This is a genomic window from Nitrospirota bacterium, from assembly GCA_016212215.1.
GTDB lineage: Bacteria > Nitrospirota > 9FT-COMBO-42-15 > HDB-SIOI813 > HDB-SIOI813 > JACRGV01.
Genome location: JACRGV010000062.1, coordinates 1 through 16,266, shown reverse-complemented (window position 1 = coordinate 16,266; position 16,266 = coordinate 1). Strand labels below are relative to the sequence as shown.

13 protein-coding genes are annotated in these 16,266 nt (G+C 44.3%); 3 read left to right on the top strand and 10 right to left on the bottom strand.

The genetic code is table 11. From position 1 onward, the window contains the following. Window position 1 precedes the first annotated feature (1 nt). The 3 genes from prcB to pafA all read left to right on the top strand — a co-directional run bounded on the left by prcB (window position 2) and on the right by pafA (window position 3,084). The gene (gene prcB / locus HZA08_05605; GenBank protein MBI5192901.1) at window positions 2–802 is read left to right on the top strand and encodes a proteasome subunit beta; all 801 of its coding nucleotides are present in this window, start codon (window positions 2–4) and stop codon (window positions 800–802) included. A 3-nt stretch (window positions 803–805) separates the two neighbouring features. Continuing rightward, entirely contained in the window at window positions 806–1,486 is a 681-nt protein-coding gene (gene prcA, locus HZA08_05600; protein ID MBI5192900.1) for a proteasome subunit alpha, read from the top strand. A gap of 230 nt (window positions 1,487–1,716) precedes the next feature. Continuing rightward, window positions 1,717–3,084: a Pup--protein ligase gene (pafA, locus tag HZA08_05595; protein MBI5192899.1), complete on the top strand. Its 1,368-nt coding sequence runs from the start codon at window positions 1,717–1,719 to the stop codon at window positions 3,082–3,084. Between the two features lie 210 nt (window positions 3,085–3,294). Here pafA and HZA08_05590 read toward each other — a convergent pair whose 3' ends face one another. The 10 genes from HZA08_05590 to HZA08_05545 all read right to left on the bottom strand — a co-directional run bounded on the left by HZA08_05590 (window position 3,295) and on the right by HZA08_05545 (window position 16,138). Then, window positions 3,295–3,804 (bottom strand): NADH-quinone oxidoreductase subunit B family protein, encoded by a 510-nt coding sequence (locus HZA08_05590; GenBank protein ID MBI5192898.1) that lies wholly within the window; start codon window positions 3,802–3,804, stop codon window positions 3,295–3,297. An 84-nt stretch (window positions 3,805–3,888) separates the two neighbouring features. After that, window positions 3,889–5,589 carry an NADH-quinone oxidoreductase subunit C gene (locus HZA08_05585; GenBank protein MBI5192897.1) on the bottom strand — a complete coding sequence of 567 codons (1,701 nt, stop codon included), beginning with the start codon at window positions 5,587–5,589 and terminating at the stop codon, window positions 3,889–3,891. A 148-nt stretch (window positions 5,590–5,737) separates the two neighbouring features. Continuing rightward, the gene (locus HZA08_05580; protein ID MBI5192896.1) at window positions 5,738–7,186 is read right to left on the bottom strand and encodes a hydrogenase 4 subunit F; all 1,449 of its coding nucleotides are present in this window, start codon (window positions 7,184–7,186) and stop codon (window positions 5,738–5,740) included. Then, window positions 7,187–7,852 (bottom strand): formate hydrogenlyase, encoded by a 666-nt coding sequence (locus HZA08_05575; GenBank protein MBI5192895.1) that lies wholly within the window; start codon window positions 7,850–7,852, stop codon window positions 7,187–7,189. A 145-nt stretch (window positions 7,853–7,997) separates the two neighbouring features. Further along, complete coding sequence (locus HZA08_05570; GenBank protein MBI5192894.1) at window positions 7,998–8,945, bottom strand: NADH-quinone oxidoreductase subunit H; 948 nt, start codon at window positions 8,943–8,945, stop codon at window positions 7,998–8,000. Beyond that, window positions 8,945–10,975: a hydrogenase 4 subunit B gene (gene hyfB / locus HZA08_05565; protein ID MBI5192893.1), complete on the bottom strand. Its 2,031-nt coding sequence runs from the start codon at window positions 10,973–10,975 to the stop codon at window positions 8,945–8,947. The genes HZA08_05570 and hyfB overlap by 1 nt, the downstream gene beginning before the upstream one ends. Before the next feature lie 419 nt (window positions 10,976–11,394). Next, the gene (locus HZA08_05560) at window positions 11,395–11,850 is read right to left on the bottom strand and encodes an HIRAN domain-containing protein (GenBank protein ID MBI5192892.1); all 456 of its coding nucleotides are present in this window, start codon (window positions 11,848–11,850) and stop codon (window positions 11,395–11,397) included. 292 nt (window positions 11,851–12,142) lie between these two features. After that, on the bottom strand, window positions 12,143–13,045 hold the full coding sequence (locus HZA08_05555; GenBank protein MBI5192891.1) for a hypothetical protein: 903 nt from the start codon (window positions 13,043–13,045) through the stop codon (window positions 12,143–12,145). Window positions 13,046–13,262: 217 nt separating this feature from the next. Next, entirely contained in the window at window positions 13,263–15,134 is a 1,872-nt protein-coding gene (locus tag HZA08_05550; GenBank protein ID MBI5192890.1) for a DUF262 domain-containing protein, read from the bottom strand. Between the two features lie 128 nt (window positions 15,135–15,262). After that, the gene (locus HZA08_05545; GenBank protein MBI5192889.1) at window positions 15,263–16,138 is read right to left on the bottom strand and encodes a hypothetical protein; all 876 of its coding nucleotides are present in this window, start codon (window positions 16,136–16,138) and stop codon (window positions 15,263–15,265) included. Window positions 16,139–16,266 lie beyond the last annotated feature (128 nt).

Sequence of the window (16,266 nt, the reverse complement as noted above, 5' to 3'; positions counted from 1 at the left end):
TATGTGGAACTCAAGTTTCTATGATTATCTTGTATCTGAGCATCCAGGCTTGTTACCGCAGAAAGAATTAAACAACAGTGAAGTCAGTTCTGTGAACAGAGAGATGTTAAAGAATGTTCCTCATGGTACTACTGTCCTTGCCCTAAAGTATAAAGACGGGGTCATTATTGCAGGGGACAGAAGGGCTACGGAAGGGTACCAGATTTCTGCACGCAGGGTGGAAAAGGTTTACAGGTGTGATGATTACTCTGCCATTGCCATATCCGGTGCAGCAGGTGCATGTATTGAGATGGCAAAGTTATTACAGGTGGAGCTTGAACACTACGAGAAACTTGAAGGGGTCACTCTTACAACAGAAGGCAAGGCAAACAAGTTATCCCAGATGATAAAAGCGAATCTGCCCCTTGCCATGCAGGGATTGATAGTCATTCCAATCTTTGCAGGATATGACCTTAATAAGCAGGAAGGCCGGATTTACAAATATGATGTTACAGGCGGCAGGTATGAAGAGACGGATTACTATGCCACCGGGTCGGGTGGAAAAGATGCAAGAAGTACATTAAAAAAGTTTTTTTCACCGGGGATGACTGAGGATAAAGGGATTCAGCTTGCATTAGAGTCTTTGTATGATGCGGCTGAAGAAGACGTTGGAACCGCAGGCCCGGATCTGGTGCGGGGGATATATCCTACAGTTAAGGTTATTAAGAAGACCGGCATTGAAGACGTAGACAGTGTAACAATTGAAACCGTTTACAAGCGGCTGATTGGCGATAAACAGAAGTCAGCAAAAAAGGAGAGATAATATATGCCTCTTCCCTATTATGTTTCACCCGAACAGATGATGCAGGATAAGGCAGAGTATGCACAGAAGGGTATCTCAAAGGGGAGGTCTACTATAGTTATGGAGTATGAAGATGGGATACTTTTTTTTGCAGACAATCCGAGTGCTTCATTAAATAAGATAAGTGAGGTCTATGACCGTATTGCATTTGCAGGGGCCGGTAAGTACAGTGAATTTGAGAGCCTTAGAAAGGCGGGCATCCGTCATGCAGACCTGAAGGGTTATGCATACAGTCGTGATGATGTTTCAGCCAAGTCTCTAGCAAATGCCTATTCACAGTCTATGGGAACTATGTTCAGTCAAGAGATAAAACCGCTTGAAGTTGAGATACTCGTTGCTGAAGTCCATGACGGCTCCGGGGCAAATGAAATCTACAGGATTTTATATGACGGCAATATTTGTGATGAAAAGGGGTACGCAGTCATAGGCGGCAAGTCTGAAGCAGTAAAGGTCTTTTTAAAAGATAAGTACAGGGCAGGCATGAACCTTAAAGAGTCATTAAAATTATCTGTTGAGGCACTTGAATCAACGGTTAAGACAAAACTTGAAAAAGAAAATATGGAAGTTGCCGTACTGGACAGGGGTCGGAATGGAAGAAAGTTCAGAAGGATTAAGATAGATGAATTAATCACACTCCTGAGTTAATTGGGAAGAGATAATTAACAATAGAGCTTTGTAATTAAAATAGAAATTTTCGGGTGAACTTGGCAATAAAAACCCCACCCTCACCCCGATCCCCCCTCCTGCCTCCCCCCGCAAAAGAGGGGGGAGGGATTTGGAAGGAATTTAATTGCAGCTCTCCCTGAGGGAGAGGGTACTTAGTTTATTCCCTCCCCTTCAAGGGGAGGGTTAGGGTGGGGATGGGGTGATTTTCTATGGAAACAAGGATATATGGATTAGAAAATGAATATGGATTGATTTTTTCTTCAAAAGAGAAAAACTCCATCCCCCTTGAGAGGATATTAGGGTATCTCTTTGAGGGCATCATATCAAACAGTTGGTCTTCAAATGCCTTTCTACCCAATGGCGCACGATTTTATCAGGACACAGGCTGTCACCCTGAGTATGCAACACCTGAATGTGATAATGTCTTTGACCTTGTTGTGTATGACAAGGCAGGAGAGCGGATACTTGAGGCATCTCTGAATCTTGCAGAGAGGCGGATGCATGAAGATGGTATAGCCGGTGAAATATTTATTTACAAAAATAATACAGATTCAGCAGGTAATACTTATGGATGCCATGAAAACTATCTGGTGGCGAGGCATATTGACTTCTGGAGGTTTTCAGAGAGATTAATTCCCTTTTTTGTTACCCGCCAAATCTATTCCGGTGCAGGAAAGATTCAGAAAGAGGCAGGTAAGACATACTATTCCATATCACAGCGCTCCCAGCATATAAACCAGAAGATATCATGCTCCACAACCTCTTCAAGGAGCATTATAAACACAAGGGATGAACCTCATGCTGATGCTGAGAAATACCGCCGCCTGCACATAATCGTAGGCGATGCAAACATGTCTGAGTACACCACCTATTTAAAAGTGGGTACAACCGCCCTCATCCTTCAGATGATTGAAGATGGTTATCCTGTAAGAGGGATGGATTTAGATGACCCTGTCCGTGCAATTAAAGATATTTCAAAAGATCTGACCATGAAAAAGACGGTAAAACTTGAAAATGGCAAATCCTATACAGCCGTTGAAATCCAGAGGGTCTATCTCGACCTTGTGCAGAATTATCTTGCCCACAGGGAAAAGAGTAAAGTGGTATCGGATATCCTGGAAAAGTGGGAGTATGTACTGGATAAGCTCGATGAAGACCCTGTTGCGTTATCAAGATATGTTGACTGGGTTACAAAATATGAGCTTATAAACTCATACAGAAATAAGAAGGGATATGACTGGGATGACCCAAAAGTAGCAATGATGGATTTACAGTATCATGATATTAAACGAGACAGAGGTTTATATTATCTACTTGAAAGAGAGGGCCTTGTGGAAAGGGTTGCTGAAGATACTGACATAGCAAATGCTATGGAGTACCCGCCGCAGAACACAAGGGCCAAACTCAGAGGTGATTTTATACGTGTAGCCAATATGAAAAACAGATCATACAGTGTAGACTGGACATATCTTAAATTAGACGGCTATGGCGAAGAAACCGTATTATGTATGGACCCATTCTCCTCGCATGACAAGCGCATCGAAAAGATGCTTATGCATCTTGCTTATACAAGATAAACCCGCTAAAATCTTTCCGTTAATTTATACAAAATAAGGTACAACAAATGAACCCGAAAATTTCCCGACCCCATACTCCCCAAAAAACAATTGCAGACTTTTTGAAGATTTGTAATAATTTATATTGTAATGAAACGTGATCCCTTACCAGTTGAATGTGACAGATACTTCTGGGATATAGATATCCATAGTTTGTCTGGATTCTTAGGGTTACATGCTCACAACTTTAAGAATCCCATTGAGCAGATCAGCGGGGTTGGGTGGACAGCCTTTTACATAGGCATCAACAGGGATGATGTTTCCGACGCCGCCGAGGGATGCGTAGCTGGTGCCGAATATTCCTCCATTGTTTCCGCAGTCGCCCACTGCAACAACAAGTTTAGGATTGGGCATGGCGTTGTAGGTCCTGCGGAGGGCGATCTCCATGTTTTTTGAAACAGGGCCTGTGACTAAAAGCAGGTCTGCAAATCTTGGTGATGCGGTGAAGTGGATACCGAAGCGTTCGCAGTTATAGATTGGGTTGCTCAATGCATGAATCTCCAGTTCGCACCCGTTGCATGAGCCTGCATCTACAAACCTGATTGTCAGGCTTCTCTGGAATTGTTTTAATATATCCTTTTCCAGCCTTGCACCGACAATCTCAATCTCCGCCTCTGTCTCGCTGGGCAGCGGTTCTGTGACAATGCCGGTTCTGAATATCTGATAAAGAATTCGTAACAATTAAGTAGCTCCTTTTTCGATTCGGAAATCCTTACGGCGGGGTTGGAAAACCCCGCCTATCCTAATAACCCATTACCTATATTCTCACAGGTCATGCCCTGAATATGACTGATTAAAGCTTTTGTTGCAAAGGGGGAAATCAGGTACTATGTTTCCGTGGATGGCCTGTTCGACTGCAAGCCAGTTTACACTGGAAGGGTCTCTTACCATACACCTGTTTATCTCACCTTTTTCCCCTGCCTGAATCCAGTAAACTATCTCTCCCCGCCAACCCTCAACAACAGCAAAGCCTCTTGTGTCAGGTGCCGGATATTTGATACCGGTTTTAATCTCACCCGAAGGAAGTGAGGTCAGTATATTTCTTATGACAATTATAGACTCCCTGACCTCTTCTACTCTAACCCATGTCCTTGAATGGACATCCCCTGCCTGAAGAACTGTCATCCTCGGGACAATCACAGCGTAAGGAGGAAACGGGTTCTGGATACGGCAATCCAGCGGCTGGCCGCTGGCCCTGGCGGTAATCCCTACCACACCAAGCTCCTTTGCAGTATCCGGGGCCAGTACACCTGCGTCCCTCACCCTGTCTTCAAGGGAAGGGTTTTCATCATAGATAGAGGCAAGCCTTTCAAACTCGTCTGAAATCAGGTTCAATTCTGAAAGTATCTCATTTATGCCATCTGCGGTTATATCAACAGATACGCCGCCTATCGCAACCTTGTCCATCATAAGCCGGTGGCCGAACAATTTATAGTTTGTACGTAGCACAATCTCTCTAAGCCTCGATAGTTGATACAAAAGAAAGGCAAAGGCTGCATCATTACATATACCGCCTATATCGCCAATGTGATTTGCTATCCGCTCCCTTTCAAGCATAAGGGCCCGTAACCATAGCCCTCTTTCAGGCGGCTTGCATCCGGGCATTGTAATGGCCTCAACCGCCATGCAGTATGCAAGGCTATGGGCTACAGTAGTATCCCCTGATACACGGCCTGCGAGCCGTACACCTTCTTCCCATGATAATGCCTCAAACCTTTTTTCTATCCCCTTATGCACATACCCGAGTTTCTTTTCAAGGTTTAGAATATCCTCACCAACAGCCTGAAAACGGAAATGTCCTGGTTCAATAATACCGGCATGGACAGGGCCAACAGGTATCTCAAAAACACCGATGCCCTCTGCCCTGATAAATTTATATTCCCCTGTGACCCTCTCCATGTACATGGATGGGTCAAATGCCTTCCTCAATGGCCATGCATCCTTGGGCCAGTCTTCATGTTTTATCCATGGCCTGTTATCAGGATGTCCGGTAGGATTAACACCCATAAGGCTTTGTATCTGGCGCTCAAAACGGAAGGAGGCAGGGAACTTTTTTGTAAGGGTTGGAAATGTTGGGTCGTCAGGAGGGGCATTTGTTTTTACAATAAGGTATTCTGATGCTTTGGCAAAGCAGGCGAAGATGCCGAAGCCTCTTAGCTCACCCCCACCCTGACCCTCCCCCGTCAAGGGGGAGGGAATAAATTTAGCACCCGTTCCCCTTGATTGCTCATCAAATTTCCCCTCCCCTTGCGGGAGGGGATTAAGGGGAGAGGGGGTATGCATGAGTGTTTCATCCGTTGCCCACTCAGCCACAAGCCTTGCATCAGCCTTCTTCATCGCCCTCGCTGCTTCTACGAATCGGCTTCTGGGGACAATAAAGGTTGTTACCCATGCTGGATACTGATGTTCATCCTGCACTGCATCTTCTTTGAGTGTTGTAATAATGATGTCTTTTAATGTGTTCATATTTTTATTAACTTACAGCAATTCTATGTGAAACCTGTCTCCCTTGCAAATGCGGGACAAGAATGTCCCGCCTATCGCGATAGGCGGGGTTTTCTAACCCCGCTGTAACAGCACTTGCCTGATATTTCACCAGGAATTGCTGATTAACTTACTTCAACAGCTCCACTGCCGTATGAAACCAGTCTGACAAAAAAACCGGCATGTAAATTCCTATAATCAGTACCAGCACCATGTGCAGGATAACAGGTATGTGTGATGCCTTTACAGGTGTCTGGTAATCAGGGATAGGCCCTGAAACCATCGGCTGTACCCTTCTGAAGAGGGCGGCAAAGGCAACACCAAGGCCGAGTAAAAGGAATGGGGCGAGATATGGTGCATCCTTCATGGTTGCGGTGAGTATCAGGAATTCGCTTGTAAATACGCCGAACGGCGGCATTCCAACAATAGCCATAACCCCAAGCATCATTCCCCAGCCGACCAGCGGGTTTCCCTTGATAAGACCTTTTATCTTGGTTATCTCCTGCGTCCCGTGCATCTGACATGCATGACCGACAGTAAAAAATATTGATGATTTTGTAAGGCTATGGACAAGCATGTGCAGAAGCCCGCCGAATGTTGCAATAGGGCCGCCCAACCCAAATGCAAAGGTTGCTATACCCATGTGTTCTATGGATGAGTAGGAAAACATCCTTTTTATATCCTTACGCCTCAGGATTGCGAAGGATGAAACGAGTATGGATAGAAGGCCGAACCCCATCATCATCTTTCCTGCCCAATTCGTGCCTGTAGACAAGTCAACCAGTACCTTACATCTGACCAGTGCATAAAGTGCAATATTGAGCAGAAGCCCTGATAGTACCGCTGATATAGGCGTTGGACCTTCACTGTGTGCATCAGGCAGCCAGTTATGAAGGGGAACCAGACCTACCTTTGTGCCGTAACCTACCATAAGGAAGACGAATGCAAGACGAAGCACGGTCGGCTCAAGCTGTCCGCTGACCTGACTCAGGTTTGTCCATAAGAGTGCATCTCCTCCTTCACCCAGAACCTTTTCTGCGGCAAAATAGAGTAGTACAGTACCGAATAGTGCCTGTGCTATACCCACTCCGCAAAGTATGAAATACTTCCATGCCGCCTCAATTGCAGCAGGTGTCCTGTATAAGGAAACAAGTAACACGGTTGAGAGTGTGGCAAGCTCCATGGCAATCCACAGTACACCGATATTGTTGGTCAGTAGTGCAAGGAGCATGGCAAAGATAAAGAGCTGAAACATGGCATGATAGAAACGCATCCCCCAGTGGCTGACACGGCCGTGTTCCCTTTCCCGCCTCATGTATCTCCTGCTGAATATGGCCGTTGTCATGGAGACAAATGCAGTAAGCACAGCAAGGTAGACATTGAAGGCATCAACAAAGAAGAACTTTCCTCCGGCAATCATGGAGCCTTCAAAGTATACATGTACTGCAAGGGCAATACTGGCAACAAAAGTGGCGCCGGAACCGAGAATATTTACCTCAGGGGCAAACCTCCTGTCACCTACAAAGGCAAGGATTATAGCGGCAAATAATGAGACCCCGAGCAGGATTATAAGTGTCACTTACTCTTCCTCCTTCAATCTTGCCATCTGCTCAACATCAAGAGAATCAAAGGTCTCACTGATATGGAAAAAGAATATGCCGAAGACAAATGCTGCTATCAGAATATCCAGTGCCACGCCTAACTCCACAACAAGGGGCATCCCATAAGTTGCGCTGGTGGCTGCAAAGAAGAGGCCGTTTTCAAGTGCAAGGAACCCTATAATCTGTGTAACCGCATGTCTCCTTGTAATCATCATAAGAAGTCCCAGCATAACTGTGGCAAGGGCAACGGCTATGATAGAACGGGTCACAAGGGTTGAGAGTTCCCGGATAGGTGCTGTAAGGTGATAGGAAAATATTACGAGTGCAATCCCCATTAACATTGTAGTAGGTATGTTTACTACTGTGTCAACCTCTTTACGTATCTTAAGCCGGACTATCAGTGTATGGAGGATATAAGGTAGAACTATCACCTTGAGTGCCAGTGTCAGTATTGATGAAATATACAGGTGGTGCTGTTTGGCCACATAGCCTACCACCGCAGTGCTTATGGAAAGAAATAACCCCTGCCATGCAAACAGATGTAACAGCCCGTATACCCGCTTTTGAATCAGTAGTCCAAAAGACGTAAGCAGTACAAGGGCTGCTAGAACACTTATTATCTGTGCTGCAAAATTTACTGACATAGTAATCGAAAATCTCCATAGCTCACCCCCACCCTATCCCTCCCCCGTCAAGGGGGAGGGAATTAGAGGAAGGTAGCAGCCATTTACTGTCTTACTTCTATCTTCTTGCTTCTTGCTTCTTACTTCTGCTACATGTTTACTATCTTCATTCCAGCATAAAATACGATAATAATCCGAGTGTGGCAAAGAGGAATGCGCTTCCGAGGAACTCCTGTACCCTGAATAGCCTCATCTTTGCCAAACCTGTTTCTACCAGTACAAGCCCTACTCCTGCAATAAATAGTTTCACTATAAGTAAACCCGCGGCAACAGGAATTGAAAGCAAGTCCCCTTCCGCAGCAATACCCCAGGGAAAGAACAATGCAACCCCAAGAGTACCAAAAAGGAAAAGCTTCATCATGCCGGCCCACTCAATAAGGGCAAGGTGACGTCCTGAATATTCAAGTATCATAGCCTCATGGATCATGGTCAGCTCCAGATGGGTTGCCGGATTGTCTACCGGTATCCTCCCTGTTTCCGCAAGTGCAATAAGGAGAAAGGCCAGCAGGGCAAAGGCCAGTGACGGCCTGAGCACAAAATCTCCGTGGGCAATCACATTTACCATTTGTGAAAGTGATGTGGACTGACTGATAAGGGACACGGTAAATATGGCCATAAGCATGGCAGGCTCTGCAAGTGTTGCAACTGTTTTCTCCCTGCTTGAACCCATCCCTCCGAAGGCAGTCCCTATGTCCAGTCCGGCAAGTGCCGTAAAAAAGCGGGCAATAGTAAACAGACCGACAAGGGCAATGGCATCTGCAGTTGCAGAGAGCGGTAGTTCTACAGACAGCATGGGGATTATAGCACCTGCAAGCACGGTTGTACCGAATACTATGTAAGGTGTAAACCGGAATATCCATGATGCATTCTCTGCCAGTATTACATCCTTATAAAAAAGTTTAACAAGGTCCCTGTATGGTTGGAACAGGCCGGCAGAGGTCCGCCCCTGTGCCCAGCACTTCACCATCCTCACCCATCCTGTAAACGCAGGTGCGGCAAATAGGATGGCAATAAACTGTAACCACATAACCAAGAACGGATTAAATATATTCATTATAGCAGTACCAGCAGTATAATAATCGTTACAAATGAATAAACAAGATACATCTGTATCCTTCCTTGCTGAAGTTTTCCGGTCTTCCTAGCTATCCAGAAGCTCGAATCTGCCACAGGTGTATAGAACCAGCCCCATAAGCGGTCCCTTACCCTGAGACGGTATAGGATAGACTTAGGAAATGCCTTATGCAATCCCCCATCAATACGCACATCTTCCTTTATCATGAAGATAAAACCGAATATCCTGCGGATAGGCATTGAAAAAGAGGTTCCTGTGTACTGCATCCGTGTATTCAACTTTGCAAATCCGCAATCCCATATTGGCCCCCTGTGAATGGCCGTTTTCCTTGTATGCAAAAATATGTAAATAAGAAAAACAATCACCGGTATTATGATTAACACAAGTGGTGCAGAATAGGACGCCCTCGCATGGGATATGGGTGTAAGCCACAGCCATCCGAATTGCCCTGCTGTAGTTGTAAGTGTTCCACCTACCAGTTGCTCCGGCACTATGTCCATCCAGCTTATAACAATGGTCGGGAAGACCCCGAGTACAAGACATGTTATGGCACTCAATATCATCCCTGCCTTCATCGTCCATGTTACTTCATGCACACTTGTTTTCAGCCCGCGCCACTGTCCCAAGAATGTCATACCGTATGCTTTAACAAAACACCGTGCCGCAAGTGCAGCAGTCAGGGCCAGTAGTGCGGCAGCAAGAGGGAATATCAGTTTTAAGAGCTGACTCGGCAGAGAAGGTGAAAGCAGGAATGCCTGGAATGTAAGCCATTCAGATACAAAGCCGTTAAACGGCGGCAGTGCGGCAATTGAGATACAGCCGAACAGGAATAGGACGGATGTCCACGGCATCTTGTGAATAAGACCGCCCATCTGCTCCATACTGCGCTCATGAGTTGAATGGAGCACGGCACCGGCCCCCATGAATAGCAGACCCTTGAACATGGCGTGGTTAAGTGCATGATAAAGGCCGGCTATAAGGGCAAGGGCGGCAAATACAGGCATGTGGAATGAAGCATAAACCATTGAAAGGCCAATCCCTATCAGGATAATCCCGATATTTTCAACAGAGGAATATGCAAGGAGTTTTTTAAGGTCATGCTGCATAATGGCATAGAGGATACCAAACAGAGCCGTTATCAGGCCGAAGACAAGTACAATTGCCCCCCACCACCAGGGAAAGACCTTTATGAGGTCAAATGCTACCCGGACTATCCCGTAAATGGCGGTCTTCAGCATGACACCGCTCATCAGTGCAGAAACATTGGATGGGGCAACAGGATGTGCCTCCGGCAGCCATACGTGCAGAGGTATCATGCCTGCCTTTGCTGCAAACCCGAAGAATGCAAGGAAAAATGCCGCTGCTGCCCATGCAGGCGTGAATGACGCATGACGCATGGCATCAAACGTATAACCGTTAAAGCCTTCAAAACCTGTTGCAAGACCTGCCATCACTCCAAAGGAAAGGAGGATGGCGATAGCCCCGACATGGGCAACAACTAAATATATAAATGCCGCCCGCCTGTTCTCTGCCTTCTCATCCTCAAACATGACAAGGAAATAAGAGGCCGCGGCCATGACCTCCCATGAGATAAGAAAGAACAAGGCATCATCAGCAAGTATCACCATCAGCATCCCTGCCATGAAGAGGTTATAAAAAATAACCAGCCTCAGGACAGACCTGTGGGCAAGAAATCCTTTGACATATCCTATGGAATATATAGAAACAAACAGACCTAAAAGACCGACGATTGTTAAAAAGAACCCTGATAATGAATCCAGCCTCAGATGAAACGGCAGGTCAGGAAGACCCATGTGTAAGATGTAAGACTCACTTCCGCCTTTCCACACCGTCCATACACCGGCTGAAACAGCAAGACAAGATGCAATCGCGGATAATGGAAAAGAGACATTAATCAACAACCGCTGATTACGCCCAAATAAGGGTACAAGAATAGTAACAGCCAGAACAATCAGGATTGATGATGACGCAAGGATAAACGGAGACATATCCATCTATCTATCCTTTTATCCTTGCGCCCTTAATGTGAAAAGTTTTCAAAGTAGTTTGGGATATGTGATTACTCATCCTGCAATATTTTTTTCTGAAATACCTTAATCTATACTATTTTCAAGAATGAAGTACCAACAATACTATATTAGGATTTTCGTTCCGGGAATGTCAAGAGTTTTTTGGAAAGGGATCCCTATGCGAAAGTAAAATTCAACTACCATATAAAATATCTTGTCCAGAACTCCATAATCAATATGAAATGCTAATGGTGGTTCTAATTGATCGCTTACAACGACAAACAAGCAAGTAAACTCATGGTTCGGAGTGCAAAATCAAGTTGGCATCATGCCGGTGTTAGTCCTGTTCTAATTGACCGTTTCACTGTACCGGCATTCCTACCGCAAATGGAAATTTGTTACAGTACCCTTTCAGGCAGTACCTCGAAAAGCTCACCATCACAAGGTTCAAAATTATTTGGCCACGGAGCTATCATACTACAAAGAAGACGTAACTGGGTAGGTGCATCGCTGTTCACTCTCTCAACAGTTATTTTCAAACTATTGGGACCACACTCTTTCAACAAGCTATGGAAATCTTCTGCGAGGTAGCTCGGGCAGTAACCAACTATAGTTACTGGCTCACCAGTCCGTAGTGCAATTGCAAACTCATCAGAAGGATTCTGCAGATCTGACATTATAAAGAGTTGGTCATTGGGATTAAGGCTATTAATTACCTCTAAAGCGTGCTTGGGCAAATATCGGATACCGCGGCTAAAGAAGCTCACATGGTATTTACCGTCTTTATCTTTTTGAGGACATAGAAATACCTCCATAGAATCCGTCTCTCGAATACCCCCACTACGCCCTAGCAATACAATCGGATTGTCATTACTATCACTATCATATAAGTTAAGCCAGTGAAGAAATTTTTCATATTCAGGCCGTGTCTTAGACAGTAATCGGTTAGCAAACAATGGGAATAATTCACTCGATTCGTACGGAACTTCCAGATTTGACATCCGTCCTAATGGAATAAAATTAGAAGCTTTCTTGGCACCTTTGGTGTACATGAAACAATACACCTTATCGTTGTAAGTTAATCGTCCTACCGGGAACCACCGGCGTGTTTTAGGGTCTTGCCAAATTAGGTACAATTTTTTCATTCTAAGTCTCTTTCAATGTTAGAAGACGTTGTTGGTTGAGTTCAATAATTTTCATGGCAAATTTAATAGCAACATCATTTATACGATCATGGGGGATCTGCTCGAATAGGGACTGTACATCTCGGAAGGATATATTTTCAAGGCGTAGGAGCCATGACTTAGCTGCAACTGGATGTATATCAAATGCCGCACGAAATGCCTCAAAAGTTGACATTGGGTATGGATCTTTAGGACGCATGTAAAATGCAGAATTAGCTTTTTCCACATATCGTTGCATACCTCTTCGCTTATCACGAGTTACCAGCCTGTCTTCTCTGTCCTTATCAGTCTCGTTTCTTCCTAAGCAGGAGGCATGGTCATAGGATGGGGCCAAATGAATGTGCAAATTATCGTTAACCACTAGAGCCCAATTCCCATGATGCCGATCCTGATTAGCAATCCATGCATCCAGCATAAGGTAGCCAACAAAAACATCCACTGCCGATGTAACCCCCGCAAAAATATCCCAACCAATTGGCACCATTATCCTTATATCTTTAACAATAGTCATCACAATCCTTAGGTTATGTTGGCGTACTTTATAGAACTTCCTTTCCGGATATTGAGATAGGATTTTCGCTAACAATTCATTACCGTGCACGAGTCGACCACCCCTTGGGACAAAATTAGGGCTCACAACACCTTTCCTGCCATTCCAGACAGCAAGATCATAGTTAGCATGTGGGAGTCCGAGCAAATTACATAATTCACTTGCGATTTTTTCAGACCAATCTTCTCCGCTGTCGGGCCACCCCTCCTTAAACAGAAAATCTACTCCTCCTTTTTCAAACCAAAATTTTGGCTTAGTGCCAAGCGATTCAGTAAGATTTGCTGCATGATCTGGAACCTCAACAACGGGAAACATTTTAGCCCCTTCAAGTCGTCATAAATCATGAAAATTGTAAACTACATACCATACTTAATTAATTATGGTATCCCAGTTTTGATTCGTATACTTACTACATACCGAGTACATTCGTTCGGATTTGGATGATCTTGTCCGTGTTAATACGATGCCCGAATCGCCAAATCCACGAACGTTGTGGTATGTACTCGATCCCTAAGTAATTAAGGCTTTTACCCTAATGAGGTGCAGGCCAAATTAAGACTGCACGTTTGAAGAGGTCCTTGGAGCGTTGTTCGATTGCCTCTTCATCCCATGTTGTAACTGCATGGAGTTGCTGATTGATAGGCAACAAAGAAGAACTCAGTAGTGCCTGCTTCTTTTTAGTCCAAGGACTGTTGGAAACTGCTGAATTGAGTTCTTGTGTGAGGATTGTAAGATTACCGAATGTCTGTATCAGCGAATTTCGACGGCGTGTGGCATCAGCCTTCGAGTCACCTTGTTCACTTATCCACAACTCCTGTGAAGGGAGACCTTTCGATCCATCTGGCAGTAACCAATAATCAATCCAATTCTGTGGAAGAATATGTTCAACGCTAAGAGGTGAATCAATACTAATATGTTCAGTCTTAACACTCAGGTATGAATCGCTGAGACGACGCAATATGTAGACATTTTTTGCCTTGTTAAGCGTTTGATAGGCGCGTTCAGTTTGCCAAGCTGCGCCGAATGCCTCATCAGTAGGCCACTCAGAAGATTCACCTTTGAGAGTGGAGAAAAATTTGTTAACCATTTCAGGGGATGGCCCGTCACGGCGAAGCGAACGAGTAAGCGTAAGAAATATCCGGTTATAGCTTTTTGTTGTTAGGTTGCAGACAGCACGCCTCAGCAGATAGGATTCGATAGTAATCGAGACATCATTCCACTCTGATGCCGAAAGTTTAACATCCAGGAGAAACAGAAGCAATGGGTAGACTGTACGAATGTCGAAACAATCAAGAAATGTAACAAGTGGAAAAAGAGGATCATTTTTCTTAGGCTCTATGATCCGTCGAAAATCGTCACCCTGTCTGGCAATTGTTTCCAACTCCTCGCGAATATTGGAAAAGGGTTCCTCTTTTTTGATCCAAAATTTATATTCAACAAACAAGTGTGTGATGGGAATATCCACCGTCTGACGACTGGATAGGAAATGCTGCATAAACAGGTCGCTCCGTGGGCGAGTTAGCCGGCCCTGTATAACAGGGACACGCCAGAAATAGTCGTCGAATTTCCGCCAGTATTCGTTGTAGAGCTCCTCCTGAGGTTCGCCCTCGCGAGCGGCGCGAAGGAAAATGAAATTTCGAAGCAAATCTGCGGGGAGCAAAGGCTCTCCCCTGGCATTCAATGTTTCAAAAATTACTTGAGCATCATCCTCACGATCTAAATCGATCACAACGACTTGAAGAGCATTTTTTAGCGCCTGAAAGCACTCTTCCAAGCGAGACGACATAGAAGAGTCTCCGGCAAGTGGGGGTTCTGATGCGGTACCGATAAAGAACTCAGACAATTGATCGTGAAAAAAGAGATATGCTTCAACCATTGTTGGCCGTGGCTTCGGTTTCCTGGCATATTTCGGGTAAATAAGAGGATATTTATTCAACAGCACGGCCCGAGAACGTGAAGTGAGGACATCAATGAATTGAGGACGGTCGGATTGTGTGGGCCAGACCTTAAACCTTTCCACTTCTGGTTCACTCATCATGCCTGTATTCAGTGCAAAGGAATCAGACTCTTTGGCTAAGTCCTCACAGCTTTGTGCCATGCAGAAGTCACGAAAGGCCGCAAGAAATATCTGCAATGTGGTGAGGCGCTGTTGGCCATCAATGACCTGGCGTTTCTCGACGTGAGTAGTCGGCGTTTGCTTCTGGTCAAGAACCATAGCACCCAGGAAATGTACCGGACCGTCCTTTCGGCCTTCGAGGTATTCCGAAAATTTACGAGAGATGTCCTCCCATAATGGTTCCCATTGATGTTCCCGGTTCCAGACGTATTGTCGCTGTAATAGCGGAACTTCGAGGCGAAGTTTCTTTTCGAAAATGGCGAGGAGCGGGACGGCATTGGCTTTCATATTTTTACCTCACTTTGCTTTTCTGAGCATACAATAGCAATACGAATTTTATTTGTCAACAACTGGTTGAACACGTGTTGAAAACGGTAATGTATTATGGTTTGTGTCATAGACTTATACATGAATTATTATTCCCAGATAGAATGTAGATATTTTATTTCGTTTATTTTTGATCTTGTAAACCTACCTTCTGATGAAATAGAAAAACTCCATATTACCTCAAATACCGTCCGACCCTTTTTTATAACTTTCTTTGTAAGATTAGAATAAATACTTGATGGTTGAATCAGCCCAGACATGCCTATGCCTGCAGGAGTATAAGGTGAAGGTGAACCTGCAACAAAAGTTTCAAGAAGGGTTGGAAAAAGTTTTTTGGGCACAGGTAATAAGGGAGTTATTGATGCCGATAGTCCTGCCTGTGAAAATTGCACTGTTGAATAAGGGGAAATATCCTCATTAGTATAAATATACGCTTTCGCCTCAACACTAATTAGGCTGCTCCATGTAATGCATTGCCCTTCCTTTCTAACAAAATTTGGTGGAGATATATACCAAGTTCCATTTTCTCTTTCGGAAGCGCTTTCAGGAATTTCCTCTAATTTATTTGTAAATTGTTGACGAACCATATCTCCAATTTTCTTCCTAACATATAGAGACTTATTTTCATTCTTCTTGTAAAAATATTCCGTAGCTCTTTTTTGAATTTTCTGAATATACAGTTCGTCAACTTTAGAGGCAAGTGTATTAATTAATCCTTTTAGCTCCTCAATATCTTGAAAAATATAAACATTATTCTTTTCATTAAGCCTAACTGTAACAGCACTTCGAAGTAGTTCATCTCCTGTAACTATTGCAATACTACAAATCGCAGGTGTATTAGGGGATGCTTCAACAAGCTGTATTAATTCTTCAAGAATAATGGAATCTCTAAAGCCTTTTTCAGTTTTTCCTTTTTCAAAAGGTGGAACGCGATTAACAGAATTTAAAATGATGTAACCGTTCACGGGTTAAAAAGGCACTCCTTAAAAAAGCACTTCCTGAAATTCCATCAATTTTTTCACCAAGTTTTAAAAGCTTAGAATGACCTACTAAACAAAACTTGCGTTCCAATTCCGGATAGGCTATATTATCA

Bases quoted from the DNA above. Each gene is read 5' to 3' on its own strand.
- HZA08_05585 (MBI5192897.1), bottom strand. From the start codon at position 5,589: ATGAACACATTAAAAGACATCATTATTACAACACTCAAAGAAGATGCA.
- HZA08_05555 (MBI5192891.1), bottom strand. From the start codon at position 13,045: ATGTTTCCCGTTGTTGAGGTTCCAGATCATGCAGCAAATCTTACTGAA.
- HZA08_05575 (MBI5192895.1), bottom strand. From the start codon at position 7,852: ATGTCAGTAAATTTTGCAGCACAGATAATAAGTGTTCTAGCAGCCCTT.
- pafA (MBI5192899.1), top strand. From the start codon at position 1,717: ATGGAAACAAGGATATATGGATTAGAAAATGAATATGGATTGATTTTT.
- prcB (MBI5192901.1), top strand. From the start codon at position 2: ATGTGGAACTCAAGTTTCTATGATTATCTTGTATCTGAGCATCCAGGC.
- HZA08_05570 (MBI5192894.1), bottom strand. From the start codon at position 8,945: ATGAATATATTTAATCCGTTCTTGGTTATGTGGTTACAGTTTATTGCC.
- HZA08_05550 (MBI5192890.1), bottom strand. From the start codon at position 15,134: ATGAAAGCCAATGCCGTCCCGCTCCTCGCCATTTTCGAAAAGAAACTT.
- hyfB (MBI5192893.1), bottom strand. From the start codon at position 10,975: ATGTCTCCGTTTATCCTTGCGTCATCATCAATCCTGATTGTTCTGGCT.
- prcA (MBI5192900.1), top strand. From the start codon at position 806: ATGCCTCTTCCCTATTATGTTTCACCCGAACAGATGATGCAGGATAAG.